Source organism: Williamsia sp., from assembly GCF_036566845.1.
Taxonomy (GTDB): Bacteria; Actinomycetota; Actinomycetes; order Mycobacteriales; family Mycobacteriaceae; genus Williamsia.
The window spans coordinates 1-25,394 of sequence record NZ_DATCVM010000153.1 but is presented as its reverse complement, the minus strand read 5'-3'; the positions used below and the strand labels follow the sequence as shown (position 1 = coordinate 25,394).

Genomic DNA, 25,394 nt, shown 5'->3' with positions numbered 1-25,394 from the left:
CTCACCGGCTGCGCGGCCAACGGGAGCGCGCAGGGTCACCCGCCGCACCTGGACCGGTGCGGGCCCCGATCAGTACGATCCGCAGCCGTTCGGGCGCCTCGTCGGCGGCCTGGCCGGACGTCGCGGCTGGAGCGCGAAGATCAGCGAAGGCACCGTATTCGGGGCGTGGGATCGCATCGTCGGCGAAGAGATTGCCGCACACGCCCAACCAAAAGCATTGCAGGACAGAGTTTTACATGTGACAGCGGAGTCGACGGCCTGGGCCACCCAGCTGCGGTTGATCCAGTCCCAGATCATCGCGAAGATCGCAGCGGCGGCCGGTGACAACGTGGTGACGAGCCTGCGGATCACCGGTCCGCAGGGCCCGTCCTGGCGCAAAGGGGAGCGTCACGTCCGCGGCCGTGGGCCGCGCGACACGTACGGATAGAACCGGCCCGCGCGGCAGGTCTCGTCGAATGGACGAGAAACCCACCGCAACGAACACCGGACTCCGGAGTTGTCGGTCCGACTAGGCTTCAGCCGAAAAAAGCCGTCAGCGGACTTCTCAGGGGGGCGGCAGGGCTATTCGGAGTCGCGTTACCCAGTAGTATGTAGAGAGTTGCCCCGAACCGGGGTAGACCGCCGCGTGGAGACCCCCGGAACAGGCAGAGATCATGACTGCCGGGTGCGTGCTGCGTGGTGCGACTCACATGGCGATGTAAGGAGCGGACGCACTCGTGGCCGACAGCACCGAACCCCAGCAACCGGCAGCCCCGGAACCGGACAAGAACCCGGCACCGGCGAAGAAAGCCCCGGCAAAGAAGAAGGGGAACAGCGAATACGGTGCAGACTCGATCAGCATCCTCGAGGGTCTCGAGGCCGTCCGGAAACGACCGGGTATGTACATCGGTTCCACCGGTGAGCGCGGTCTCCACCACCTGATCTGGGAAGTTGTCGACAACTCCGTCGACGAGGCGATGGCCGGATACGCCACCCGCGTCGATGTCACCCTGCGCGCCGACGGCGCCGTCCAGGTCGTCGACGACGGACGCGGTATCCCCACCGGAATGCACAAGACCGGTGTCCCGACCGTCGAGGTCGTCATGACCCAGCTGCACGCCGGCGGCAAGTTCGACTCCGATTCCTACGCGGTGTCCGGCGGTCTGCACGGTGTGGGCATCTCGGTTGTCAACGCGCTGTCGACCAAGGTCGAGCTCGAGATCGACCATGCCGGATTCTCGTGGACACAGACCTACAACAAGGCTGTTCCGGAAGCACTGGTCAAGGGAGCGCCGACACGCAAGACCGGCACCCTGGTCCGTTACTGGGCCGACGACGAGATCTTCGAGACCACGACGTACAACTTCGAGACGATCGCGCGGCGCCTGCAGGAGATGGCCTTCCTCAACAAGGGCCTGACCATCACGCTGACCGATGAACGCCCGAAGTCCATCGAGGCCGGAGACGGCGAGGCCATGGAGCATGCCGAGGCCCCGAAGTCCGAAGACGAACTCGCCGCCGAGGCCGACAACACCGAGCTGGCGGAATCGACGGGTGATGGCGACCAGCCGAAGCCCGAGGTCCATCGAGGCAAGAGCCGGACCCGCACCTATCACTACCCCGGCGGCCTCGAAGACTTTGTGGCCCACCTGAATCGGACGAAGCAGCCGATTCACAACTCGATCGTCGGCTTCACCGCCAAGGGCACGGGCCATGAGCTCGAGGTCGCGATGCAGTGGAACGGTGGCTACGCCGAGTCGGTGCACACGTTCGCCAACACCATCAACACCCATGAGGGCGGAACCCACGAAGAGGGTTTCCGCGCGGCACTGACGACCACCGTGAATCGCTATGCGCTGGACAAGAAGCTGGTCAAGGAAAAGGACGGCAAGCTCACCGGTGACGACATCCGGGAGGGTCTGGCCGCGGTGATCTCGGTGAAGGTCTCCGATCCCCAGTTCGAGGGCCAGACCAAGACAAAACTCGGCAACACCGAGGTCAAGAGTTTTGTGCAGAAGGTGAGCAACGAACACCTCTCGCACTGGTTCGAGGCGAACCCGGCCGAGGCCAAGATCATCATCAGGAAGGCACTCGATTCCGCGCAGGCCCGCCTCGCGGCCCGCAAGGCCCGAGAGTTGGTGCGCCGCAAGAGCGCAACCGACATCGGTGGACTGCCCGGCAAGCTCGCCGACTGCCGCAGCAAAGACCCGAGCCTGTGTGAGGTCTACATCGTGGAGGGCGACTCGGCCGGCGGTAGCGCCAAGTCGGGACGCGACTCGATGTACCAAGCGATCCTGCCGCTCCGCGGAAAGATCATCAACGTCGAGAAGGCCCGCATCGACCGGGTGCTCAAGAACACCGAGGTCCAGTCGATCATCACGGCGTTCGGCACCGGTATCCACGAAGAGTTCGACATCTCCAAGCTCAGGTACCACAAGATCGTGCTGATGGCCGACGCCGACGTTGACGGACAACACATCTCGACGCTGCTGATGACGCTGCTGTTCCGCTTCATGCGGCCGCTCGTCGAACACGGTCACGTCTACCTGGCGCAGCCGCCGCTGTACAAACTCAAGTGGCAGAAGGGTGCCGCGGCGGAGTTCGCCTACTCCGACCGCGAACGCGACGGCCTGCTCAAGGCAGGTGCCGAGGCCGGCAAGAAGATCAACAAGGACGACGGAATCCAGCGCTACAAGGGTCTTGGTGAGATGAACGCCAAGGAACTGTGGGAGACCACCATGGACCCCGCGGTCCGGGTTCTCCGTCAGGTGACACTCGACGATGCCGCCGCCGCCGACGAGCTGTTCAGTGTGTTGATGGGTGAGGACGTGGTGGCTCGCCGCAGCTTCATCGCGCGCAATGCGAAAGACGTTCGCTTCCTGGATGTCTGATCCGCAGACGGCAACCTCACCACAACCTGAGACAACGAAAGTGAAACGATGACCGACACCACCTTGCCGCCCGAGAGTGGCGAAGGCGACCGCATCGAACCGGTAGACATCCAGCAGGAGATGCAGCGCAGCTACATCGACTACGCGATGAGCGTGATCGTGGGCCGTGCGCTGCCCGAGGTCCGCGACGGCCTCAAGCCCGTGCACCGCCGGCTGCTCTATGCGATGAACGATGCCGGCTTCCGGCCCGACCGCAGCTACGTCAAGTCGGCCAAGCCGGTTGCCGAGACGATGGGTAACTACCACCCCCACGGTGACACCGCGATCTACGACGCCCTCGTGCGTCTGGCCCAGCCGTGGTCGATGCGTTACCCGCTGGTCGACGGCCAGGGCAACTTCGGTTCCCGCGGCAACGACGGCGCGGCAGCCATGCGTTACACCGAAGCCCGCCTGACACCGCTGGCGATGGAGATGCTGCGTGACATCGACGAGGAGACAGTCGATTTCACGCCGAACTACGACGGCAAGACCCAGGAACCGACGGTTCTGCCGTCCCGCGTCCCGAACCTGCTGATCAACGGCTCCAGCGGTATCGCGGTCGGTATGGCGACCAACATCCCGCCGCACAACCTCGGTGAGGTCTCCGACGCGATCTTCTGGGCCCTTGACAACTTCGAGGCCGACGAAGAGACCACGCTCGCGGCCTGCATGGAGTACGTCAAGGGTCCCGACTTCCCGACCTCAGGACTGATCGTCGGCGGCCAGGGTATCCGCGATGCCTACACCACCGGACGCGGCAGTGTCCGCATGCGCGGTGTGGTCGACATCGAGGAGAACAAGGGCACCACCACCCTGGTCATCACCGAACTGCCGTACCAGGTGAACCCGGACAACATGATCCTGTCGATCGCCGAACAGGTGAACGAAGGAAAACTCAAGGGCATCAGCAAGATCGACGACGAGTCGTCGGATCGAGTGGGCATGCGGATCGTGGTCACCCTGCGTCGCGACGCGGTGGCGAAGGTTGTCCTGAACAACCTCTACAAGCACAGCCAGCTGCAGACGAGCTTCGGTGTGAACATGCTCTCGATCGTCGAGGGCGTGCCGCGTACCCTGCGGCTCGACCAGATGATCCGGCTGTACGTGGCCCACCAGATCGACGTCATCATCCGGCGTACCCGGTACCGGTTGCGTAAGGCGGAAGAGCGCGCCCACATCCTGCGCGGTTTGGTCAAAGCCCTTGACGCACTTGATGAAGTGATCGCATTGATCCGCCGGTCGGAGACCGCTGATCTGGCCCGCACCGGATTGATGGACCTGCTCGATGTCGATGAGATCCAGGCCGACGCCATTCTCGCGATGCAGTTGCGCCGTCTCGCCGCCCTGGAGCGTCAGAAGATCATCGACGAACTCGCCGAGATCGAGACATACATCGCCGATTTGCAGGACATCCTGGCCAGGCCGGAACGTCAGCGGGCGATCGTGCGCGACGAACTGCGCGAGATCGTCGACAAGTTCAGTGACGATCGCCGCACGAGAATCATTGCGGCAGACGGAGATGTCTCCGACGAAGATCTGATCGCCCGGGAAGACGTGGTGGTCACCATCACCGAGACCGGCTACGCCAAGCGCACCAAAACCGATCTCTACCGCAGCCAGAAGCGCGGCGGTAAGGGTGTGCAGGGAGCCGGACTCAAGCAGGACGACATCGTCCGGCACTTCTTCGTGTGCTCCACGCACGACTGGATCCTGTTCTTCACGACCAAGGGCCGGGTGTACCGGGCCAAGGCGTACGAGCTCCCGGAGGCCAACCGCACCGCTCGCGGACAGCACGTGGCCAACCTCCTGGCCTTCCAGCCGGAGGAGCGGATCGCACAGGTCATTCAGATCAAGAGCTACGAGGATGCGCCCTACCTGGTGCTCGCGACCGTCAACGGACTGGTCAAGAAGTCGCGACTGGTCGACTTCGACTCCAACCGCTCCGGTGGCATCTTCGCGATCAACCTGCGCGGCGAGGACGAACTGGTCGGTGCACAGCTGTGCAGCGCCGAGGACGACCTGCTGCTGGTGTCCACGAAGGGTCAGTCGATCCGGTTCTCCGCGACCGATGACGCTCTTCGTCCGATGGGCCGGCAGACCTCCGGTGTTCAGGGGATGCGCTTCAACGACGAAGATCAGCTGTTGTCGCTGAACGTGGTCCGCGAAGGTACATATCTGCTGGTGGCGACCTCGGGCGGCTACGCGAAGCGCACCGCCATGGACGACTACCCGGTGCAGGGCCGCGGTGGCAAGGGTGTGTTGACCATCCAGTACGACAAACGTCGTGGTGCGCTGGTCGGCGCGTTGATCGTGGATGACGACAGCGAGCTCTATGCGATCACCTCGGGTGCCGGTGTCATCCGCACGGCAGCGCGCCAGGTCCGCAAGGCCGGACGCCAAACCAAGGGCGTCCGCCTGATGAACCTGGACGAAGGAACTACTCTCTTGGCTATTGCCCGTAACGCTGACGAACCGGACGAACCGATCGAACAGCCGACCGGGCCTGCTGGCAAGAAGTAGGCCAGGAGACAAGCAGCACTGAACGGTCGGAGCAGACGAAGTGCTCCGCGAGACGACGCCGAAGGCAAAGGAACGCATGAGCACACCCAACGAGCCCAAGGATCCGACGAACGCAGGCGACTCGGCCGGAACCAGTGGACCTGTGCACAAGCCGGCTTCGTCGAGCGGAGCAGGTGCGGCAGCGCCTGCTGCGGGCACCAATGGTGCCCGCCCGGCCGTCTCTGTGCAGGAACAGCCGGCCCGGGGTGCCGACACGGCCCCCGGCAAGGCGCAGCCCGCAGGCGACGAGACAAAGGCACAGCCCATGGCCTCACCGTCTCCGAAACAGGCTCCGACAACGGCCCCGGTGGCGGGTCGTCCGACCGGCACCGGTCCCGGTGGGGTGCCGCCGTGGCAGCGTGCCGGCGGTCCCGGTCCGGGACAGCAACCCCCTTCGCAGGGTCCGGCCGGGCGGGGTCCGGCGGGCGGACCGGGTAAACCGCCGCCTCCGGCCGGCAGTCAGCCACCCCCGGGAGCCGCGGGCCAGGCGCCTCCCGGTGCCCCGACACAAGGTCGGGGTCCGGCGGGACCGATGCCAGGGCGTCCGTCTTCGGGCTCGGGTGCGCCGGGTCAGCAGAGTGGCCCTGCGCCCGTGAAACGCCCGGTCATCACCGGAACCGCGGCACCGAAACTGATCGACGGCCCGACCAGGAACATCGATCGCCGGGATCTCGTTCAGGAAGAGCTCCCGGACCTCGATGCCATTCATCATCCCGAAGCCACTCCGGCGCCGGTACAGCCGATCTCAGCCCTGCCGACGCACGGTGTGGCGGGCGCGCCGCTGCGTGCGTCGGTACAGCTGCGTCGGATCGATCCGTGGGCGGCCTTCAAGGTCTCGGCCGTGTTGTCGGTGGCGTCGTTCTTTGTCTGGATGATCGCAATCGGTGTGTTGTATCTCATCCTCGACGGCATGGGGGTCTGGGATCAGGTCAACAATTCGTTCGGGACGCTGGTATCGAGTGATACCACCGCGGAGTCGTCTTTCGAGATCAGCGCGGGCGGTGTGTTCGGAATCGCCGCCCTGATCGGGGCCGTGAACGTGGTTTTGTTCACAGCTTTGGCGACGATTGGTTCGTTCATCTACAACCTGTCGTCCGATCTTGTCGGCGGCCTCGAGGTCACGCTCGCCGATCGCGACTGAAGAGGGTCTTTGACCAGCCGTTTTGTTGTCTTGGGCCGACGTCGGGTAATCTCTGATTTCGGTTCAAGGGCCTATAGCTCAGGCGGTTAGAGCGCTTCGCTGATAACGAAGAGGTCGGAGGTTCAAGTCCTCCTAGGCCCACTGTGACCATGAGTCCACACCGCGGACAGAACCCGAAAGGGAGGGTGATGAAGTTCGTCTTGATCACCGCCGCGGCGCTGGCATTCATCGTCGCCGGTCTGCTTGCCGAGTCTCGTCGCAACATCGAGATCTGGCACGGACTGCCCGAGAGCTAGAACCCGGGGCCTTAGCTCAGTTGGTAGAGCGCTGCCTTTGCAAGGCAGATGTCAGGAGTTCGAATCTCCTAGGCTCCACAAGAGAAGTAACAGTTCGAGGCCGCTTTCCCAGAAACTGGAAGGCGGCTTTTTGCTGTGGAGATCCCCGTGGAGATCCCCGTGGACAGACCCTTGCGGCAGGCAATGTCAGTGCCACGCAGTCTGCGCCGAGTCCCGTCGATTGGTCTTCACGTCCGAGCTCACGACCTGACGCGGGATGACTCGCTGCTGGTACTGGCGCGGTGTCAGGCCGTGCGTGGCCGTGAAGACCTGGCCGAAACCTGCATTTGTCGCATAACCGAGCATTCGCGCCGCCGCGCGTGGTGTCGACCCGTCCCGCAGGAGCTCACGTGCCAGGCTCATGCGTAGGTCTGCCCGCCACCGAGGAAAGTCGCGGCCGGTTTGATGAACGAACTCGTGGCCGAGTCGTCCGGTCGGCTCTCCAACAACCTCTGCCCATTCCGCAAGTGAGCTGGAGTCCGAGGGATTGAGCCGTAGTTGACGCGCGATGACAGCGACCGCACCTGTCAATGAGCCCGCGTGCACACGCGGTGAGCCGTCGGCGAACTGCTCCCGGAACAGCACGTCGGCCAGTGCCTCGCGGTTCCCGCCGTCCTCCGTCACGAGTCCGAAGAGTGTGTACTCCATGAGCACCGTGTGCAGAAGGTATGGGGTCTGCAGATCCTGCAGGTCCAGAATGCGCAGATCGTCGGGTCCCAGCTCGGCGCCGCCCAGACGGTTGCCGAGTGGGAGCAGGATCGAGCCATCGTCGCGCTCGTCTACCGACGCCGAGTACCCGGCGGGGATCCAGACGGCTTGACCGTGACGCAGCACCACCTCTCGGGTGCCGATGCGAATCGCCACCTCGCCTCGGTAGACCCACCACAGCACGTGCCAGTCGAACACCCAGCTCCACACCCGACGCGGCGGGACCGCAGGAGGCTCTCGGTTGAGTGCCGGTGCGATGTTGACGGTGCGCTCGGTACCCGTGGCACCTCTGCGGAGGTAGTCCTTGGGCGCTACACCCATGTGACGGCGGAACGCGCGTGTGAAGCCTGCGGATGTCTGGTAGCCGACGTCTCGGGCGGCCCACCCGACCTCGCGCCCCATCGTGAGCTTCGACGCCGCCACGGTCACCCGAGCGCGGGTGCGCCACTCTGACAGCGTCAGCCCCGTCTCATCGTGGAACTGGCGCTGCAGCGTGCGCACACTGATGTTCTCTTGTGCGGCCAGGTCTGACGCACTGGTGGGGTCGGCCGGCGACCGGAGAAACACCTCGGCAACGGCTCGAGCCTGCTTCGAGGAAGGCATGGTCAGCGGCGGCGGCTCGGGAGAGCTCGCCGTGAGTGAGGTAGTCGCACCTTCGCCGCCCACGATCGCAAGCAACTCCCGGACCCCAGCGCCTTTGTCTTGCGTGTGGTGCCGGTTGAAGTCGAACTGGGAGACGAGCCAATCGGTCCAGCTGTCCGGCATCTCGACGGCGCGGATGTGCGCCGGGGCGTCTGGCAGGGCGGGCGTGCTCGGGAAGATCGGCAGGACGACGCCGCCGGCCTCGGTGCGTGTGCCGTGCTCGACTCCCGGGGGAACCCACAGAGCTTGGCCGGCAGTCAGGATGTGGCTCGCGCCGGCTGCTTCGACCGTCGCCGTGCCGGTGTGTACCCACAGGAGCACGGGCAGCTGGTCTTCGGTGATCCTTCCCGTCGTGAGCGGCGGGAGCGATTGATCCAACCGAAGTTGCCATGGCTGGATCACAGGGTCCTCTCCGGTAACTAGTAAAAGGCGGCACTTCAGGATAAAACCACCGATTTAGGCAAGGCTAATCTAGTGGGCGTCGCTGCCCCAGAATCAAGGACTTGGATGACCCACTCACGAGTGCGCGTGCGCGCGCACACCTTGCTCGCCGCGGCCGTCGGCCTCGCCCTCGCCCTCGCTCTCACCTCCTGTGGCAGCGACGACCCCGAGGTCGCCGGCGGCGTCACGATCGACACCGCCTACGGCGAGATCACGGTGCCCGACGATCCGCAGCGCATCGTTGCGTTGAGCGGTCGCCACCTCGAACTGCTGACCCTGCTCGACGAGACCCCTGTCGCCTTCACCGACTACGGCTCGGACGACGAGGCGCTCATCGCCTCGTACCCATGGATGGAGGGGACATACGAAGGCGAGGCGACGCCCGAGCTCTTCACGGCGGATTACCAGCCGTCGCCGGAGGAGATCGCCGAGCTCGACCCGGACCTGATCCTGACCACCATCTGGCAGACCGACGAGCAGCTCTACCAACAGCTTTCGAAGATCGCGCCCACCTACGTCGGCATCGAGACCGACACGAACACAAGTTGGCAGGCCGACCTCGCGGCCTTGGCGACCCTCACCGGGCACGATCCGGCGATCGTCGACGAGGTCGAGGCCGACTACACGGCGGACCTGGCCAAGATCGCGGAGCAAGTACCAGGAATCGAGGGGGCGACGTTCCAGATCGCCGCTCTCGGCGACGGTGAACAGTTGTTCCTGACCGAATACGCCGCGGCTCCGCTTCTCGGCCTGGGCCTGCAGGCGGGGGAGGGGCAGCCGGTCGATGGCGAGGGTGGCTCGGCGGCGGTCGGCTTCTCACAGGAGAACGTCGACCTCCTCACCGCGGACGTTGTCCTGATCGCCGCAGAGAACCGTGACCCGAGCGGGAAGATCCGCGCGGTTCTCGAAGCAGACCCCCGTGTCGCAGAACTGCCGGCTTCAAAGAACGGGACGCTGATCTTCCTGAGTCCAGGCCAGTGGAATGCCGTCAACGGTGGCACCGCGACCAGTACATTGTGGGCGCTGGAGCAGATCGTTCCGACGCTGACCCAGTCACAGCTCAATCAGGGTGGTCAGTAGATCCAGCCTCTCGACCCGGCCGTCCGATGTTCCTCGCGTCGCGGCCTGGTCGAGGCGCGTGCTCACACTTCTGCTCGCGATTGCGGCGCTGGCGCTCCTGGTTCTGTTGAGTATCTCGGTCGGTTCGCGAGACATCCCACTCTCGGTCGTGAGCGAAGCCCTGCGCGACAACACCGGCCGCGGTGACGCCTATGTTGTGTGGGACCTGCGAATCCCGCGGACCGCGACGGCCCTGGCTGCCGGCGTCGCCTTGGGCGTGGCCGGCGCCCTGATCCAGGCGCTCACCCGCAACCCACTCGCGGACCCCGGCATCCTCGGGGTCAATGCCGGAGCAGCGTTCGCGGTGGCCCTGGCGATCGGCGTCTTCCACGTGACCTCGGTCGGCGGGTACGTGTGGTTCGCGTTCGCCGGCGCCATCGTCGTCACGGTCGCGGTATATGTCATCGGGTCAGCGGGCCGAGGTGGTGTCGACCCGATACAGCTCACGCTGGCCGGGGTGGCGCTCAGCGCGGTGCTGTCCGGCCTCGTGACCGCGATGGTCATGGCGGACACCCGCACATTCGAGCACATGCGCACCTGGAATGCGGGCACCGTTGTGGGCCGTGGCTGGGACGTTCTGCTCCCGGTGCTGCCGTTTCTGGTTGTCGGCGTCGTCCTCGCGCTGTCGGTGACGGGATCGTTGAACGCGATCGCACTCGGCGACGATCAGGCGAGGTCGCTCGGGGCCCACGTGGACCGCACCCGGGTCGTGGTGATCCTCGCGGTGACCTTGCTGGCCGGCGGAGCGAACGCGATCGCCGGGCCGATCGGCTTCGTGGGTCTCATGGTGCCGCACTTCGCCCGCTGGCTCACCGGCCCCGACCAGCGGTGGATCATCGCCCTCACTCTTGTCCTGGGGCCATCGCTGGTGCTCACGGCCGACATCATCGGCAGGGTCGTGGTCCATCCTGCCGAGATCCCTGTCGGTATCGTGACGGCGTTCGTGGGTGCACCGGTGCTCATCGTGCTCGTGCGTCGCCGGAACGCGAGTGGTCTGTGACCGTGCCGGACGCAACGCACCGAACAGTCGACTTCGGGGAGCGGACCGTTGTCGTGCGGCGCCGCCGAGCAGCCCTGCGTTGGCGGGTCCGCTCCCTCGTCGTGTGCGCCGCGATTCTGATGGTCACGCTCGCGGTGAGTGTCACGGCTCTGTTCCTCGGGGGCTACTCGGTGTCACTGTCGCAGGTGTGGGCCGTGGTGACCGGTGACCCGGATGCCGGGTTCGCCAGTGTGGTCATCCTGGAATGGCGCGTGCCGCGAGCCCTGGCAGCCGCGACTTTCGGAGCAGCCCTTGGTGCGTCCGGGGCGGTGTTCCAGTCGCTGACCCGCAACCCGCTTGCGTCGCCCGACATCATCGGCTTCTCGGCCGGCTCGTATACCGGTGCACTCGTGGTGATCATTGTGATCGGCGGCACCTATCTCGAGCAGGCGGCCGGTGCCATCGTGGGCGGCCTTGTCACTGCGGCGGTTGTCTACGCCGTGGCGTGGCGCGGAGGCGCCCAAGGCTTCCGTCTCATCGTCGTCGGTATCGCAGTCGCGGCGATGTTGGGTTCGTTCAACACGTGGCTCATGCTCACCGCCGATATGGAGGTCGCGATGTCTGCTACCTCCTGGGGCGCCGGTTCGCTCACCGGCATCGGCTGGACCGAGGCCGGTATCGGCAGCGCCGTGGCACTGACCTTGCTGGGGATCCTCGCTCTGCTCGCACCGGGCCTGCGACAGCTCGAGCTGGGCGACGACGCCGCGCGTTCGACCGGCGTCCGCGCGGAGCCGATCCGACTCGGGGCAATCGTGGTCGGCGTCGCGCTGACCGCCGCCGTCACCGCGGCTGCCGGACCGATCGCGTTCATCTCCCTCGCGGCACCGCAGATCGCCCGACGGCTCACCCGGTCACCGGGTATCGCCGTCGCACCAGCCGCACTCACCGGTGCCCTGCTGCTCGCGGCGGCCGACGTGATCGGGCAACATGTGCTGCCCACCTCGGCGCCGGTCGGTGTCGTCACGGTCGTCGTCGGCGGCAGCTATCTGGTCTGGCTCATTGTCCGGGAGGTGCGGCGCCGTACCTGAACGAGTCAGTCACGCCCTTCCGAGCCTCGACAGCTTCATCGCCGACCTGGTCATTCCCGTTGTGTCCTACGGCCGTTCGGACACCTGTCGACGAATGACAACGATGTGATTGTTTCACGGGAAACAATGCCCCGCCGCCCGAGTTGGCGATCACGCGGCAGTGCGGCAAGAGTGGGAGACATGGAATTACGCGTCTTCGTCGAACCACAGCAGGGTGCCACGTACAGCGATCAGCTCGCCGTGGCCCAGACCGCGGAGGCAGCCGGATTCGGCGCCTTCTTCCGATCCGACCACTACCTCGCGATGAGCGTCGACGGCGCTCCCGGACCGACGGATTCCTGGGTCACCCTCGGAGGCATCGCTCGGGAGACGTCGACCATCCGGCTCGGCACGTTGGTCACGTCGGCGACGTTCCGGTACCCGGGCCCACTGGCGATCTCGGTGGCCCAGGTCGATGAGATGTCGGGTGGCCGCGTCGACTTCGGTCTCGGTGCCGGCTGGTACGAGGCCGAGCACGCCGCCTACGCCATCCCGTTCCCGCCGTTGGGTCAGCGTTTCGACCGACTCGAGGAGCAACTGGAGATCATCACCGGGATGTGGAAGACGCCGGCGGGGGAGACGTACTCGTTCAGTGGCAAGGAGTACACGGTGACCGATTCTCCGGCGTTGCCCAAACCGGTCCAGTCGCCGGCTCCACCGATCGTGCTCGGCGGTCAGGGCAAGAAGCGGACACCCGCGCTGGCCGCACAGTACGCCAGTGAGTTCAACGTTCCGTTCGTCTCCGCGGACGCCGCCCAGGAGACGTTCGGCCGGGTCCGGCAGGCATGTACGGACCGCGGCCGGGCACCCGACGAGCTGACCTACTCCGTGGCGCTGGTGGTGTGTGCGGGCGCCGACGACGCCGAGGTGGCACGCAGGGCGGCCACGATCGGCCGGGAGGTCGATGACCTCAAGACCAACGGACTTGCCGGATCCGCTGACGAGATCGTCGAGAAAATCGGCACCTACGCGGCGATCGGAGCATCCAGGGTCTACCTGCAGGTGCTCGACATGGCAGACCTGGCCCACATCGAGTTCATCGCCGACAAGGTCATGCCGCAGCTCTGAGAGGGTGAAGGCCGCCCGTTGGCCCGGTCAGCCGGACCCGACGATATAGAAGTAGCCGCCCAGTACGAGCACGGAGGCAGCCAGATAGAGGTAGCCCACCCACAGCGCGGCAATGGCGAACGCGTCGCCCTGCTCTCGGGTGCGACGGATCTGTGACCGAGCCACATGGCCACACACGATCCCGATGATGAACGTCACGCCGATCACCGACAGGGCCAACGCCACCACCGACAGGGTGTTGGTCTTGTTGGCCCGCGAGGTGGGTGCGGGGGTCATCTCTGCTCCGGAATCGTGGTCCTCGACGGGGGCGTCGTTGTAGGCGGCCGAGTAGTCGTCGTAGTTGTCATTTCGGCGATCAGCTGGATCGGTCGTCTGCGAATATGCGTTGCCGGCGCCGGTGGCCGGTGCGCCGATCCCGGCGGCCGGGCCGCTCAGCGGGGCCGGTGAGGCGTTCGGCGGCTGCCGCCGCGTCGGCGGTTGCTGCGGGCCGGTCTGCCCGGGACCCGGCTGTCGTGGAGCCGGTCGGTAGGGAGCGCTCTGCGCCGGACCGGTGGCCGCGGGCGGCGGGGCACCGTGACTCGGTGATGGCTGGTAGCCGGGCGGTGGCCCCGGGCGCACAGCCTGCGGAGCAGGGCCCGACCCGTGACGCGGGGGCTGCCGATAACCGGCAGGTGGCGCACCCGCAGGTCCGCGCTGCTCCCATGCGGGCACGGCCGTATTGCGTCGCCGGTCTGGGTCCCCGTTCTCAACACTCACGGATGCCACGGTACCCGTCGGACCGAGGTCAGCTCCCGGTCTGCCCGCCCGATGCCGGTGATGCGGGAGCAGAAACCTTGGCCTCGTCATCGGCAACCGGCACGTCGGTCAGCCGGGGTGGAGCGGCGGCAACCGACGGCGGTGCCGGGCGGCGACGACGTGAGATCGCGAAGACGGCGGCACCTGTGGCGACGGCGCCGGCGACCACGAGGGCGATCTTGAGGCGTCGCCGTGACGGCTTGATCGTGGCGACGTTCTCGGGCAGGGAGTCGGCGAGGCCGGCCCGCTGCAGACCGGACACCACGGTCGGATTGGTGATCTGCACGGGAAAGGCCTCCGCTGCGCGGTGACGGTATTCGTCGGTCAGGCGACGGGCATCCGCGGCGAGTTCGACTTCCTTCGAATGTGCCTGGCCACCAATCTTCTTGGCGCCGGTCCAGGCGGCAGCTCCGGTACTGCGGGTGGCGGTGGCGGCGGTGTTGAACGTCTTGCGGATGCCGACACCACTGAGTCCGAGTGATCCCCGGGTGACATTCGACAGTCCGGCCAGGCTCTGGTGGGTACCGAGCCGCAGGCGCTGACCAGAGGTCAATGCGATCGCCTTGTCTCGTACTGCTTTCAGATCGGATTCGAGTGTGCTCATGAAACCTCCTCGGGTGAAACCGGCTTCGATCGGCTCCAGACTAGTGCCATCCGCCGGGGTAACTGGGCGGTTGCGTCTGTCACCCGGAGCCCGTAATGGCACCATGGTGGGCGTGACCACAGCATTGAAAACCGCAACCGCGACACTGCACACCAATAACGGTGACATCAAGATCGCCCTGTTCGGTAACCACGCACCCAAGACGGTTGCGAACTTCACCGGCCTGGCAGATGGCTCCAAGGACTACTCGACCGCCAACGCGTCGGGTGGGGACAGCGGGCCGTTCTACGACGGCGCCGTCTTCCACCGGATCATCTCCGGTTTCATGCTCCAGGGCGGTGACCCCACCGGAACCGGTATGGGTGGCCCCGGCTACGAGTTCGAAGACGAGTTCCACCCGGAACTCACCTTCAACCAGCCTTACCTGCTGGCGATGGCCAACGCCGGGCCGGGCACCAACGGTTCGCAGTTCTTCATCACCGTCGGCCCGACCCCGCACCTGAACCGCAAGCACACCATCTTCGGTGTGGTCGAGGACGACGAGTCGAAGAAGGTTGTCGACGCGATCGGCACCGTTGCCACCGATCGCCGGGACCGGCCGCTGGACGATGTTGTCATCGAGCGGATCACCATTTCCTGACCTGTTGTGACATTCCGGCCCCCGCCCTCCCAATCGCCGTCGCCACCGACACAGGTCTGTGTTCGGCACCCCGATCGGCCGACGGGCCTGGCTTGTAGCCGGTGCGGGCGTCCGGCGTGCCCCGATTGTCTGACCCCGGCCGCAGTCGGCCAGCATTGTGTCGACTGCGTCCGGGCCTCGGGCCGGCAGGTTTCCGTGGCCCGCACCATCGGTGCCAAGACCGCCTGGGCCACCTACGGACTGATGGCGATCAACATCGCCCTGTTCGTGATCGTCGCAGCTCAGGCGCGCAGCATCTCCGAGGTCCGTTCGTCTCAGGTGTTCGTCGACGGTGCGCTCTGGGGTCCGTTCATGGCCTCCGGCGAGTATTGGCGTCTGCTGACCGCCGGCTTCCTGCATTTCTCGTTGATCCATGTCGGGATCAACATGTTCTCGCTGTACATCCTCGGTCGCGACGTCGAGCTGACCCTGGGAACTGTCCGGTTCCTCGGGATCTATCTGACATCCCTGCTCGGTGGCAGTGCCATGGTGATGCTTCTCGGTGACTCACTGGCGATCAACGCCGGTGCCTCAGGAGCGATCTTCGGACTGATGGGTGCCACGCTGATCGTGGTGCTGAAAGCCAAGATCCCGGCCACCGGCGTGTACGGCATCATCGGGCTGAACGTGGTGCTCTCGTTCACGATTCCGAACATCTCTCTGTGGGCGCACCTCGGGGGCCTCGCATTCGGCGCCGCAGCGGCCGCCGGCATCGTCTACGGCCCGCAGTTGCTGCCGGCGAAGGCCCGCAATCCCCGCAACGCGACCGCCGTCGGGTTCCTGACGATGGGCGTGCTGATCGTGGTGGCGCTGGCCATCGGCATCGTGAAGGCCCAGACCCTGACTTTCTGACGTCTCTCGGCATTCCCCGGCGTGGCTGGTTCCCGCGGGGGGGGGTGACCGGCTCTACTTGCGCTCTTCGACCGTCAATCCCGCCGCACGCAGAGCTTCGGCCACGTCGAACGGACTGGTGCCCAGATCCCAGCGTCCGTAGATGACCAGGCGCTCGCCGTCGTTGGCCTGCTCGTCGTCCAGATCGAACTCGAGGTGTGGCACCCGTCGCCCGAACCGCGGATACGTGAGCAGCTGCGCTCGACGGACGTTGTCGAAGGAATAGCTGCACGTTCCCCGAAAAAGGGTGCGGATGTGGATCCGCCGGCCCTCGACGGCCAGTTTCGGTCGGATCCAGAGACTCAGCCCACCGATCACCAGCAGCAACACCGCGGCGATGAGCATCAGGACCATGCCCGCCGGGTCGGTGCCCGACAGGAGTCCGGCACCGCCGAGAACAAGGCCGCCGAGCACCATCACCACACCCATCGGGGTCGGTGAAGCCCATTCCAGGCGCGCGCTCACAGAGTTATCCACAGGCCTTGTCCACATTGAGGATGAATTACACACATGTTGTTCCACAGCTGTGAATCATCGAAAAAGCAGCTCAACACCACTTCGATCCACAGGGTTTATCCACAGTGGGGATGAATTACACACATGTTGTTCCACAGCTGTGGATCAAATCGGTGCTGCTCAGCGCCACTTCATCGTCATCAGGAGACCCGCGACCATGAAGCCGAAGCCGATCAGGAAGTTCCAGGCGCCGAGCTCGTACATCCAGTTGAGTGCCTTGCCGGGGGCGCCGAGAGACTCGGGTGTGGCGACAAGGTAGAAAACGATCAGCCAGGCCAGGCCGATGAGCATCAGGCCGAGCATCACCGAGACGAAGACGGTGCCGGACGGGCCGGCCTTCACCTTCACCGGTGTGCGGCTGGCAGGGTTGATCGTGTAGTCGGTCTTCTTGCGGACCTTTGACTTGGGCATGACTTCCTCGGTTCGCGGTCACAGACGTTTCCCTATAACCTAACTCACCCGTCGCCGAGGCCACAGTTCTGCGCTTACCGGAAAGTGGCGTGAGCTCGCCACATCGACCCAGGTAGCCTGACGACGTGAACTCCGGCGCTCCTGTGCAGATCCTGGTTGTCGACAACTACGACAGCTTTGTCTACAACCTCGTCCAATATCTCGGACAGCTCGGTGTGCACGCCCAGGTCTGGCGCAACGACGACGAGCGGCTCGACGATCCGGCGGCCGCGATCGAGGACTTCGACGGTGTATTGCTCTCACCCGGCCCCGGCACCCCGCAACGGGCCGGCGCCACCATGCCGCTCGTGGGTGCAGCTGCTGCCGCCGGTACGCCGCTGCTCGGTGTCTGCCTGGGCCACCAGGCCATCGGCGCTGCGTTCGGCGCCACCGTCGACCGCGCACCCGAACTCCTCCACGGCAAGACCTCACTGGTGACCCACAACGACGAGGGTGTCCTGGCCGGACTCCCGAATCCTTTCACCGCCACCAGGTATCACTCGCTCACCGTGCTGCCGGAGACCATTCCGGACGAGCTGATCGTGACCGCACGCACCGAGTCGGGGATCGTCATGGGCATGCGCCACCGGGAACTCCCGATCCATGGGGTGCAGTTCCATCCGGAAAGTGTTCTGACGCAGGGCGGTCATCGCATGCTCGCCAACTGGCTGACGGTCTGCGGGATGGCTGTGCCCGACGGTCAGGTCAACACCCTCGAAGCTCAGGTCGCGGCGGCTCTGGGCTGAACGACGTCAACGAGCGCGGGAAAGCGAATCCTGTTTCGCGTCTGCGATATTGATTTCGAGTTCAGTGGGTACGGCGACGATCTTGGGAATGAAGCAGGCGATTCCGAATGCGACGAGGGCAGCGCCGGCGCCGCAGGCCATGACGATGCGGAAGGCATTCTCGGTGGGCAACGTCACGCCACCCACCGACATCGTCAACCGGGCGAGGATGACTCCGGCGATTGCACTCGCGAAAGATGTTCCGAGAGAACGCATCAACGTGTTGAAGCCGTTCGCGGCAGCGGTTTCGGACTCGGGTACCGCACCCATGATCAATGCCGGCATCGCGCCGTAGGCCAAGCCGACACCGAAGCCGCCGATGATCGAGATGAGGACCATCTGCCAGATCGAGTGCATGAACATCACGCCGATCGAATAGGCGACGGCAGAGGCGATCGCACCACACATCAGCGTGGTTTTCGGTCCTCGCGTTGTGGTGATGCGCGCCGACAGCGGCGAGACCAGCATCATCATCACGCCCGATGGTGCCATCACGAGGCCGACGACCAGCATCGACTGCTCGAGGCCGTACCCCGTGGCGGTCGGTAGTTGCAGCACCTGGGGGAACACCAAACTCATCGAGAACATGGCGAACCCCATGACTATCGAGGCCATGTTGGTGAAGAGGACCTGGGGCCGAACACTGACGCGAAGGTCGATGATCGGTTGCCGGACTCGCAGTTCCCACCAGATCCAGAGGCCGAGCGACACCGCCGACGTGGCCGCGAGACCGGTGATGGTGCCGGATGTCCAACCCCAATCGGCACCCTTGGAGATCGCCAGCAGCAGGCAGACCAGTCCCACCGCCAGTGAGAGCGCACCACCGAAGTCGAAGCTCCCGCCGGAGCGGGTATCCGATTCTGGGACCACAACGATCACCAGCACCATCGCGACACCGGCCAGAACCGCGGACATCGCGAACAGGACGTGCCAGTTGGTGTAGTCGGCGACCACAGCGGCGATGGGCAGTCCGAGCGCGCTGCCGACGCCGAGTGAGGAGCTCATGGTGGCGACGGCGCCGGGAAGTCGCTTCGCCGGCAGGGTGTCCCGCATGACACTGATGCCGAGTGGGATGACTCCGGCCGACAGACCCTGCAGGGACCGGCCGACGATGAGGGTCACGACGTCGGACGCGAGCGCGCAGACCGTCGATCCGGTGATCAGCAAACAGAAGCAGACCAGCAGTATCCGGCGTTTGCCGAGCATGTCGCCGAGACGACCCATCACCGGGACGGAGACTCCGGCTGCGAGCAGGGTCGCGGTGATCGCCCAGGCGGTGTTGGAGGCGGAGGCATCCAGTAGTCCGGGCAACTGGGGGATGATCGGAATGATCATGCTGTGGGTCAGAGCGGCGACCACTCCGGAGAATGCGAGCACCGCCACCATGGCCGCCGGATTGCCATCTGCTCGCCGGTCGGTGCCCGGTTCGACAACTGCTGACATCGCGGACTCCATCGGACGGGACTCGAGAGCATCAATCAATCAATTGACTTACTCAAGCTAGATCCGTGACGTGTTTCAGTCAACTGAGCCAAGTGGGACGTGATCAACAGCACGCTCGGATAATCGTCGGTACCGGTAAAACGCTGCTAAATCACCTGATTGACGCCGATGGCTGAATGGCGGTTGAATGGCGTCAGGAACCAGGCGCCCATCGCCTGACGGCCTGTTCAGAAGCGAAGGTGGAAATGCGTCGATGACTGCGACGGCTGGATCAAAATCGACGCGTGCGATTGCCACGCGAGAACTCATCCTCAGCGCTGCCGAACGGCTCTTCGCCGAACAGGGCGTTTTCGCGATCTCGAATCGTCAGGTGAGTGAGGCCGCGGGACAGGGCAACAACGCGGCGGTCGGTTACCACTTCGGTACCAAAAACGATCTCATCCTGGCGATCGTCAACAAGCATTCGTTGAAGATCGAAGAAACGCGCGCGAAGGTTCTCCAAGACGTCGAGGGTTCCACCGACATCCGCGCGTGGATCACCTGCCTGGTCAGACCATCCACGGTGCACATGGCAGAACTGGGTACCCCGAGTTGGTTCGCCCGGTTCAACGCGCAAGTCGCCACAGACCCGACCCTGCGTGTGCTGGCCTACCAGGAGACTGAACGGGTCTCGCCCTCACTGACCCCGATGGTGCGGGGCCTCGGGGAGGCGCTGGCATACCTGCCGGCCGACATCCGGACCGCCCGCGGCTCGATGGGCCGGCTTCTGATGACCCACATGTGCGCGGAGCGGGAACTCCAGCTCGCAAACGACGGCGCCGCCGAAGCCACGAGCTGGGACGACTTCGGGACAGACCTCATCGACGCCATGGTCGGTATGTGGACCGCACCCGTGACCCGCTGAGAAAAACCCCCGATACGCCACAGGCCGGCGACCCTTTCCGGGTCGCCGGCCTGTGTGTCTGCATCGGACTACTTGGCCACCGGGCGGTGGAAGGCGGCGAGCTGGGCGCCGGCAGCGACCAGCCCCACACCCGCTGCCAGGGCGGCACCCTGGTTGGGGCTGAGCTTGCTGTCGAGCCCCAGTGCGCGGTCGACGCTGAAGCGGCCGGGGCCGATCGCGGCGAGGGCCACGGCTGCGGCCGCGAGGTTGGCAACGTACTCCCAGCCCTCCGAGGTGATGAAGAAGCCATTGGGCTGATGCACCGAACGGGCGGCCACGGCCATCGTGCCGACCACGGCGGACGCGGCGAGCGGGGTGGCAGCGCCGGCGACAATCGCCGCGCCCGCCCCGACCTCGACCACGGCCGATGCCTGCGCCTGCAGTTTCGGCTTACGGAAGCCGATCGATCCGAACCAGCCGGCGGTGCCCTCGAGACTGCGGCCGTGCTTCACGCCATGGGCGATCATGGTTCCGCCGATGGCGGCACGGAGCAGCAACTGGACGGCGGTGTGGTCGGTCTTAGGTGCGCGGAACAAGCTTGTCATCGGTGCTGGGACCCTTCGTTTATGGCATGCATGCGGCAAATCTGGCCTACGAAGGGTGTACCACCTCGTCATGGCATCCGGCGCGGCGAGGTGGCCGAACCGGCCCTTCTCCTACGGCAGGAGACTGGCCCGTCCGACCGTGATGGTGATGGCCCCGTTCTTGCGCGCGAGCTCCCCGGGAGCAGGCGTCTGATCGAGGATCTTGCCGTCGTCGGCACTGCCGAGCGGGACATTCCGAGGGACCGAGGTGACGGTCCCACCTTCCCAACCGGCCGTCGTCAGCTGGGTCTCGGCCTGGGTCGCGGTCCTGCCACGGAGGTCGGGCACCACGAACATGTTGCCGCGACTGACGGTGACCTGGACGATGCTGCCCTCGTCGACCTCTTCACCGGAGTTCGGTGAGGTGCTGATGACGGTGCCCGCCGGCAGTTCGGAATCGGCCTCGATCGGTGAGATCTCGAGCCCGAGCTGCGTCAGGTTGGTGCGCGCCTGCTCGAGCCTCTGCCCGGTGAGGTCGGGCACGGTGACGCGCCGCGGACCGGTTCCGACCTGGATGGTGATCTGGGTCGTCACGGTCTCGGTGCTCTTGGCCGCCGGAGTGGTTCCCACCACCTTGCCCTCGAGGTCCGCGGTGGAACTGACCTCGACCGATCTGACGTTGCCGAACCCGACGCTGTTGAGCTGGGTGGTCGCCGCCTCGAGGGTGAGCCCCTTGACATCGGGCACCTGCTGGCGCTGCGGTCCGGCGGAGATGTACAGCGTCACCGTCGAGCCCTTGTCGGCCGACACGCCCTCACCAGGGGTGGTGCGTGTCGGGGCGCCCTGCGCCACGGTGGCGCTGGGCTCGTCGAGTTGGTTGACCCGGAAACCCAGGGTCTCCAGTTCGGCGCGCGCGTCCGCCGCCGACATGTCCGAGACCCGCGGAATCGAGATCTGCGGCGTCTCGTCCGAGCCCCACGGCCGGATGAGCAGGAGCGTGACCGCCACGATCGCCAGCAGCGCCAGAGCGCTGAACGCGGCGTACTTGAGTGCGGTACGCCTCTTCGGTGGTGGGTCGTCATCGTCGCTGCGATGCGCAGAACTCGCGGCACCGATCCGGCTGACCCGGGCCCGCGGTCCGGTGTCGATGAGTGCGGTGCGGTCCTCGTCGCTCATCACCATCGGCGCACTCGGTTTGCCGCCCGCGAGGACCTTGATCAGATCGGAGCGCATCTCGGCGGCCGACTGATAGCGGTTCGCGGGGTTCTTGCTCATGGCTTTGAGCACCACGGAGTCGAGTTCGGCCGGAACACCCGGACGCACCGACGACGGGGTCGGCGGGTCTTCCCGCACATGCTGATAGGCCACCGCCACAGGCGAATCACCGGTGAACGGCGGCTCTCCGGTGAGCAATTCGAACAGGACGCAGCCGAGCGAGTACACGTCGCTGCGGGCATCGACACTCTCGCCGCGGGCCTGTTCCGGTGACAGGTACTGAGCGGTGCCGATGACCGCTGCCGTCTGGGTCATGGAGTTGCCGGTATCCGACATCGCACGTGCGATACCGAAGTCCATCACCTTCACAGCGCCGGACTTGTCGATCATCACATTGGCCGGCTTCATGTCGCGATGCACGATGCCGTTCTGATGTGAGAAGTGAAGGGCTGCAGCCACATCCGCAACCCAGGTCATCGCCTGACGAGGGCTGACATGACCTTCGGCGCGCAGCACGTCACGCAGGGTTTCGCCGTCGACGAACTCCATCACGATGAAAGGCAACGGGCCCTCGGGTGTCTCGGCCTCGCCGGTGTCGAACACCGACACGATGGTCGGGTGATTCAGCGCCGCCGCATTCTGGGCCTCACGCCGGAAGCGGAGATAGAACGTGGGGTCCCGCGCGAGGTCGGCACGAAGCACCTTGATCGCGACATCGCGGTGGAGCAGCAGATCACGGGCGAGATGTACCTCGGACATGCCACCGAAACCGAGCGTTTCGCCCAGTTCGTAGCGCTCCGAAACCTGCCGGGGGCCGGCCATCAACCACCGTTCCCGGAGTCAGGGTCCACAGACGTCGACGTGGACTCAGAAGAGTCGGGCTCGGCTTGCTCGCGTGCCGGCAACCCGGGGATCGGGATGGTCGGCAGCGTGAAGATCGGGTCGCGCGTGGTGGTCGTGGTGGTCTCCTCAGGCGTGGTGGTCGTCGTGGTTTCCTCGGTGGTCGTTGTTGTCGTGGTCGTCGACCGGGTGGTGGTGGTCGTCGTCTCCTCGGTGGTTTCCGGAGTCGTGGTGGTGGTTGTCGTGGTGGTCGTCGGGCGCGATGAACTCGGCGTAGGGGTGTCGGAACTGTCGTTGGACGACATCAGCAGGTAGCCGACCGTGACAAGTGCTCCCAGGAGCAGCAACACGGCCACTGCGGCCAGCGCTTTCTGTCCACCCGACCATCCGTCCTGGGACACCGGTTTGGGGGGAGGCGTGGCCCGGACGGCGTTGGTTGTCGACGGTGGGATCATAGCCGTCGCCGGACGGGCCGCGGCCGCTCCTGCGGAACCCGGCATCGGCGGGCGACGACCGGCTCGCACCGCTGCGACGGCATTCGCGAACTCGCCGCCGTCGGAGTAGCGCTGCTGGGGATCCTTGGCCATCGTGATCTCGATGAGTTCACGAACGTTGTTCGGCAGTTCGGTCGGCAGCGGCGGTGCCTCTTCGCGGATGTGCTTCATCGCGACGGTGATGGCGCCGTCCCCGAGGAACGGACGTCGTCCGGAGATCGCCTCGTAGCCGACGACACCGAGCGAGTACACGTCGGACGCCGCGGTCGCGTCTTCGCCCAGTGCCTGCTCGGGTGAGATGTATTGCGCGGTACCCATGACCATGCCGGTCTGGGTGACGGGCGCGGCGTCGACGGCCTTGGCGATACCGAAGTCGGTGATCTTCACCTGTCCGGTGGGCGTGATCAGGATGTTGCCGGGCTTGACGTCACGGTGGACCAGTCCGGCGTCGTGCGCAGCCTTGAGCGCCCGTCCGGTCTGTTCGAGCATGTCCAGGGTGTTGTGCAGGGACAGCCGTCCGACCCGCGACAACACCGCGTTCAGTGGCTCACCGTTGACCAGTTCCATCACCAGGTAGGCGACGGATCCGGCGCCGGGGTCCTGCGCTTCGCCGTAGTCGAAGACGTTGGCGATACCCGGATGGTTCAGCTGGGCGGTGGTGCGGGCCTCGGTGCGGAAACGCTCGAGGAACTCGGGATCGTCGGAGAACTCTGCCTTGAGCACCTTGACGGCGACACGGCGGCCCAGCCTGGTGTCCATGGTTTCCCACACCTGGCCCATGCCGCCGGTCGCGATCAGCCGCATCAGCCGATAACGGCCGGCGATCGTCGTACCACCTTGCAAAGTCACGCGGTCACCTCTCACCTACGAGCGCGTTGATGACCGCGCGCCCGATCGGAGCGGCCGACGAGCCGCCCGTTGCCTGTAGTCCTCCATCGCCGTTCTCGACGATCACTGCCACCGCGACCTGGGCATTGGCCGACGGCCCGAACGCGATGTACCAGGCGAACGGGGTCTCGTCGGACCCCTGGGTGTCGGAATGTTCGGCCGTACCGGTCTTCGACGCGATCGACACCGGTCCGCCGGCGCCGGTGGTGTTGCGCTCGGAATCGATCATCATCGCGGTCAGCGTCGCCGCCGTCTGCGCGGAGATCGGTTCGTTGAGCGAGTTCGGTCGGGTGGTGTTCAGTGTCTTGAGGTCGGGACCCTGGAGTTTATCCACGAGATACGGCTGCATTCGAACACCGCCGTTGGCGATCGTGGCCGCGATCATCGCGTTCTGGATCGGGGTGAACCGGACATCCCGCTGACCGATCGAGCTCTGGCCCAGCGCGGCGAGGTCAGGGACCGGACCCATCGTCGATTCGGAGACCGGGAGCGGGGTGTCGGGTAGCTTCGTGTCGACGCCGAACGCATTGGCCTGGTTCTTGACCGTATCGATCGGGTTCTGCAGCTTCGACGTCGACAGATCGACAAACGCCGTGTTGCACGAGTACTCCAGAGCCTGGTGCAGGGTGACCGTGCCGCCGCTCGAGTCGGGGCAGGTCGAGTTGCCGTAGTTGGTCAGCGACGTCTGCGTCTGCGGTAGGACGATGCTGTTGTCCGCGGTCAGACGCACATTCGGGTCGACGCCCTGTTCGAGTGCTGCCGCCGCGGTGATCACCTTGAACGTCGATCCCGGGGGGTAGGTCTCGTTCAGCGCGCGATTGAGCATCGGCTGGAATCCGGTGGTGTCGGTGGGATTCCAGGTTGCCCAGGCGTCTTCACGGACGGTGGAGTCGTGGCTGGCCAGCAGGTTGGGGTCGTAGCTGGGGGTGGAGACCATCGCCAGGATCGCGCCGGTACTCGGTGCGATGGCGACCACCGCACCGCGGCAGCCGCCGTTGCACCCGGCCATCATCTGTTCGTAGGCGACCTGCTGTGCCTGCGGGTTGATGGTGGTGATGACGTTGCCGCCGCGGGGATCGCGGCCGGAGAACATGTCGGCGAACCGTTGTCCGAAGAGGCGGTCGTCGTTGCCGTTGAGGATGCCGTCCTCGGCCTGCTCGAGTCCGGAACTGGCGTACTGGAACGAGTAGAAGCCGGTGACGGGCGCGTACGCCGGGGCCCACGGGTTCGGGTAGGTGCGCAGGTACTTCAGGCGGTCGTCGGTGGGCGCCGACTGGGCGATGACGTCGTTGCCTGCGG

Annotated in this window: 22 protein-coding genes and 2 tRNA genes; 14 read left to right on the top strand and 10 right to left on the bottom strand. The window is 65.6% G+C overall.

The annotated features are described in order from the left end of the window. The 6 genes from VIQ49_RS15060 to VIQ49_RS15035 all read left to right on the top strand — a co-directional run. Window positions 1-427 (top strand): DciA family protein (locus tag VIQ49_RS15060; protein ID WP_331885971.1); only part of this gene is annotated, 427 nt, incomplete at its 5' end. Window positions 428-833: 406 nt separating this feature from the next. Further along, complete coding sequence (gyrB, locus tag VIQ49_RS15055; protein ID WP_414731641.1) at window positions 834-2,870, top strand: DNA topoisomerase (ATP-hydrolyzing) subunit B; 2,037 nt, start codon at window positions 834-836, stop codon at window positions 2,868-2,870. Between the two features lie 48 nt (window positions 2,871-2,918). Beyond that, on the top strand, window positions 2,919-5,429 hold the full coding sequence (gene gyrA / locus VIQ49_RS15050; protein ID WP_331885967.1) for a DNA gyrase subunit A: 2,511 nt from the start codon (window positions 2,919-2,921) through the stop codon (window positions 5,427-5,429). A 76-nt stretch (window positions 5,430-5,505) separates the two neighbouring features. Continuing rightward, entirely contained in the window at window positions 5,506-6,609 is a 1,104-nt protein-coding gene (locus VIQ49_RS15045; protein WP_331885965.1) for a DUF3566 domain-containing protein, read from the top strand. Window positions 6,610-6,676: 67 nt separating this feature from the next. Then, window positions 6,677-6,750: transfer RNA gene (locus tag VIQ49_RS15040), tRNA-Ile, on the top strand. Window positions 6,751-6,910: 160 nt separating this feature from the next. Continuing rightward, window positions 6,911-6,983 (top strand) — tRNA-Ala (locus VIQ49_RS15035). A gap of 108 nt (window positions 6,984-7,091) precedes the next feature. Here VIQ49_RS15035 and VIQ49_RS15030 read toward each other — a convergent pair. Next, the gene (locus VIQ49_RS15030) at window positions 7,092-8,672 is read right to left on the bottom strand and encodes a helix-turn-helix domain-containing protein (RefSeq protein WP_331885963.1); all 1,581 of its coding nucleotides are present in this window, start codon (window positions 8,670-8,672) and stop codon (window positions 7,092-7,094) included. Between the two features lie 129 nt (window positions 8,673-8,801). Between VIQ49_RS15030 and VIQ49_RS15025 the strand changes: the two genes are divergently transcribed. The 4 genes from VIQ49_RS15025 to VIQ49_RS15010 all read left to right on the top strand — a co-directional run bounded on the left by VIQ49_RS15025 (window position 8,802) and on the right by VIQ49_RS15010 (window position 13,028). Further along, the gene (locus tag VIQ49_RS15025; RefSeq protein ID WP_331885961.1) at window positions 8,802-9,815 is read left to right on the top strand and encodes an ABC transporter substrate-binding protein; all 1,014 of its coding nucleotides are present in this window, start codon (window positions 8,802-8,804) and stop codon (window positions 9,813-9,815) included. Window positions 9,816-9,873: 58 nt separating this feature from the next. Further along, window positions 9,874-10,854, top strand: a complete 981-nt coding sequence (locus tag VIQ49_RS15020; protein WP_331885959.1) for a FecCD family ABC transporter permease — start codon at window positions 9,874-9,876, stop codon at window positions 10,852-10,854. A 2-nt stretch (window positions 10,855-10,856) separates the two neighbouring features. After that, the gene (locus tag VIQ49_RS15015; RefSeq protein ID WP_331885957.1) at window positions 10,857-11,921 is read left to right on the top strand and encodes a FecCD family ABC transporter permease; all 1,065 of its coding nucleotides are present in this window, start codon (window positions 10,857-10,859) and stop codon (window positions 11,919-11,921) included. A gap of 180 nt (window positions 11,922-12,101) precedes the next feature. After that, window positions 12,102-13,028, top strand: coding sequence for an LLM class F420-dependent oxidoreductase (locus VIQ49_RS15010; protein WP_331885955.1), 927 nt, complete (start codon window positions 12,102-12,104; stop codon window positions 13,026-13,028). A gap of 27 nt (window positions 13,029-13,055) precedes the next feature. Here VIQ49_RS15010 and VIQ49_RS15005 read toward each other — a convergent pair whose 3' ends face one another. Then, on the bottom strand, window positions 13,056-13,784 hold the full coding sequence (locus VIQ49_RS15005; protein ID WP_331885953.1) for a DUF4190 domain-containing protein: 729 nt from the start codon (window positions 13,782-13,784) through the stop codon (window positions 13,056-13,058). Window positions 13,785-13,812: 28 nt separating this feature from the next. After that, entirely contained in the window at window positions 13,813-14,427 is a 615-nt protein-coding gene (locus VIQ49_RS15000) for a hypothetical protein (protein ID WP_331885951.1), read from the bottom strand. Between the two features lie 103 nt (window positions 14,428-14,530). Here VIQ49_RS15000 and VIQ49_RS14995 point away from each other — a divergent pair, with 103 nt between their 5' ends. Next, on the top strand, window positions 14,531-15,067 hold the full coding sequence (locus tag VIQ49_RS14995) for a peptidylprolyl isomerase (RefSeq protein WP_331885949.1): 537 nt from the start codon (window positions 14,531-14,533) through the stop codon (window positions 15,065-15,067). Between the two features lie 6 nt (window positions 15,068-15,073). Then, window positions 15,074-15,958, top strand: a complete 885-nt coding sequence (locus tag VIQ49_RS14990; protein ID WP_331885947.1) for a rhomboid family intramembrane serine protease — start codon at window positions 15,074-15,076, stop codon at window positions 15,956-15,958. A gap of 54 nt (window positions 15,959-16,012) precedes the next feature. Here VIQ49_RS14990 and VIQ49_RS14985 read toward each other — a convergent pair whose 3' ends face one another. Both VIQ49_RS14985 and crgA read right to left on the bottom strand, forming a co-directional pair. Beyond that, window positions 16,013-16,462, bottom strand: coding sequence for a PH domain-containing protein (locus VIQ49_RS14985; RefSeq protein WP_331885945.1), 450 nt, complete (start codon window positions 16,460-16,462; stop codon window positions 16,013-16,015). Between the two features lie 171 nt (window positions 16,463-16,633). Beyond that, window positions 16,634-16,924, bottom strand: a complete 291-nt coding sequence (gene crgA / locus VIQ49_RS14980; RefSeq protein ID WP_331885943.1) for a cell division protein CrgA — start codon at window positions 16,922-16,924, stop codon at window positions 16,634-16,636. A gap of 143 nt (window positions 16,925-17,067) precedes the next feature. Between crgA and VIQ49_RS14975 the strand changes: the two genes are divergently transcribed. Then, on the top strand, window positions 17,068-17,709 hold the full coding sequence (locus VIQ49_RS14975; RefSeq protein WP_331885973.1) for an aminodeoxychorismate/anthranilate synthase component II: 642 nt from the start codon (window positions 17,068-17,070) through the stop codon (window positions 17,707-17,709). A gap of 6 nt (window positions 17,710-17,715) precedes the next feature. Here the strand turns inward: VIQ49_RS14975 and VIQ49_RS14970 are convergent, their stop codons facing one another. After that, window positions 17,716-19,191 (bottom strand): MFS transporter, encoded by a 1,476-nt coding sequence (locus tag VIQ49_RS14970; RefSeq protein ID WP_331885941.1) that lies wholly within the window; start codon window positions 19,189-19,191, stop codon window positions 17,716-17,718. 253 nt (window positions 19,192-19,444) lie between these two features. Between VIQ49_RS14970 and VIQ49_RS14965 the strand changes: the two genes are divergently transcribed. Further along, on the top strand, window positions 19,445-20,095 hold the full coding sequence (locus VIQ49_RS14965) for a helix-turn-helix domain-containing protein (RefSeq protein ID WP_331885939.1): 651 nt from the start codon (window positions 19,445-19,447) through the stop codon (window positions 20,093-20,095). Between the two features lie 68 nt (window positions 20,096-20,163). On the opposite strand, the gene VIQ49_RS14960 is transcribed toward VIQ49_RS14965, so the two are convergent. From VIQ49_RS14960 to VIQ49_RS14945, 4 genes are all read right to left on the bottom strand, one after another. Beyond that, a complete protein-coding gene (locus tag VIQ49_RS14960; protein ID WP_331885937.1) occupies window positions 20,164-20,679 on the bottom strand; it encodes a DoxX family protein in 516 nt (171 codons plus the stop codon). Window positions 20,680-20,790: 111 nt separating this feature from the next. Further along, window positions 20,791-22,695 (bottom strand): Stk1 family PASTA domain-containing Ser/Thr kinase, encoded by a 1,905-nt coding sequence (pknB, locus tag VIQ49_RS14955; protein ID WP_331885935.1) that lies wholly within the window; start codon window positions 22,693-22,695, stop codon window positions 20,791-20,793. Beyond that, window positions 22,695-24,056 carry a protein kinase domain-containing protein gene (locus tag VIQ49_RS14950; protein ID WP_331885933.1) on the bottom strand — a complete coding sequence of 454 codons (1,362 nt, stop codon included), beginning with the start codon at window positions 24,054-24,056 and terminating at the stop codon, window positions 22,695-22,697. Before VIQ49_RS14950 ends, pknB begins: the two co-directional genes overlap by 1 nt. Window positions 24,057-24,060: 4 nt before the next feature. Beyond that, window positions 24,061-25,394, bottom strand: a 1,334-nt coding sequence (locus VIQ49_RS14945; RefSeq protein WP_331885931.1) for a penicillin-binding protein 2, incomplete at its 5' end; no start/stop codon positions are given.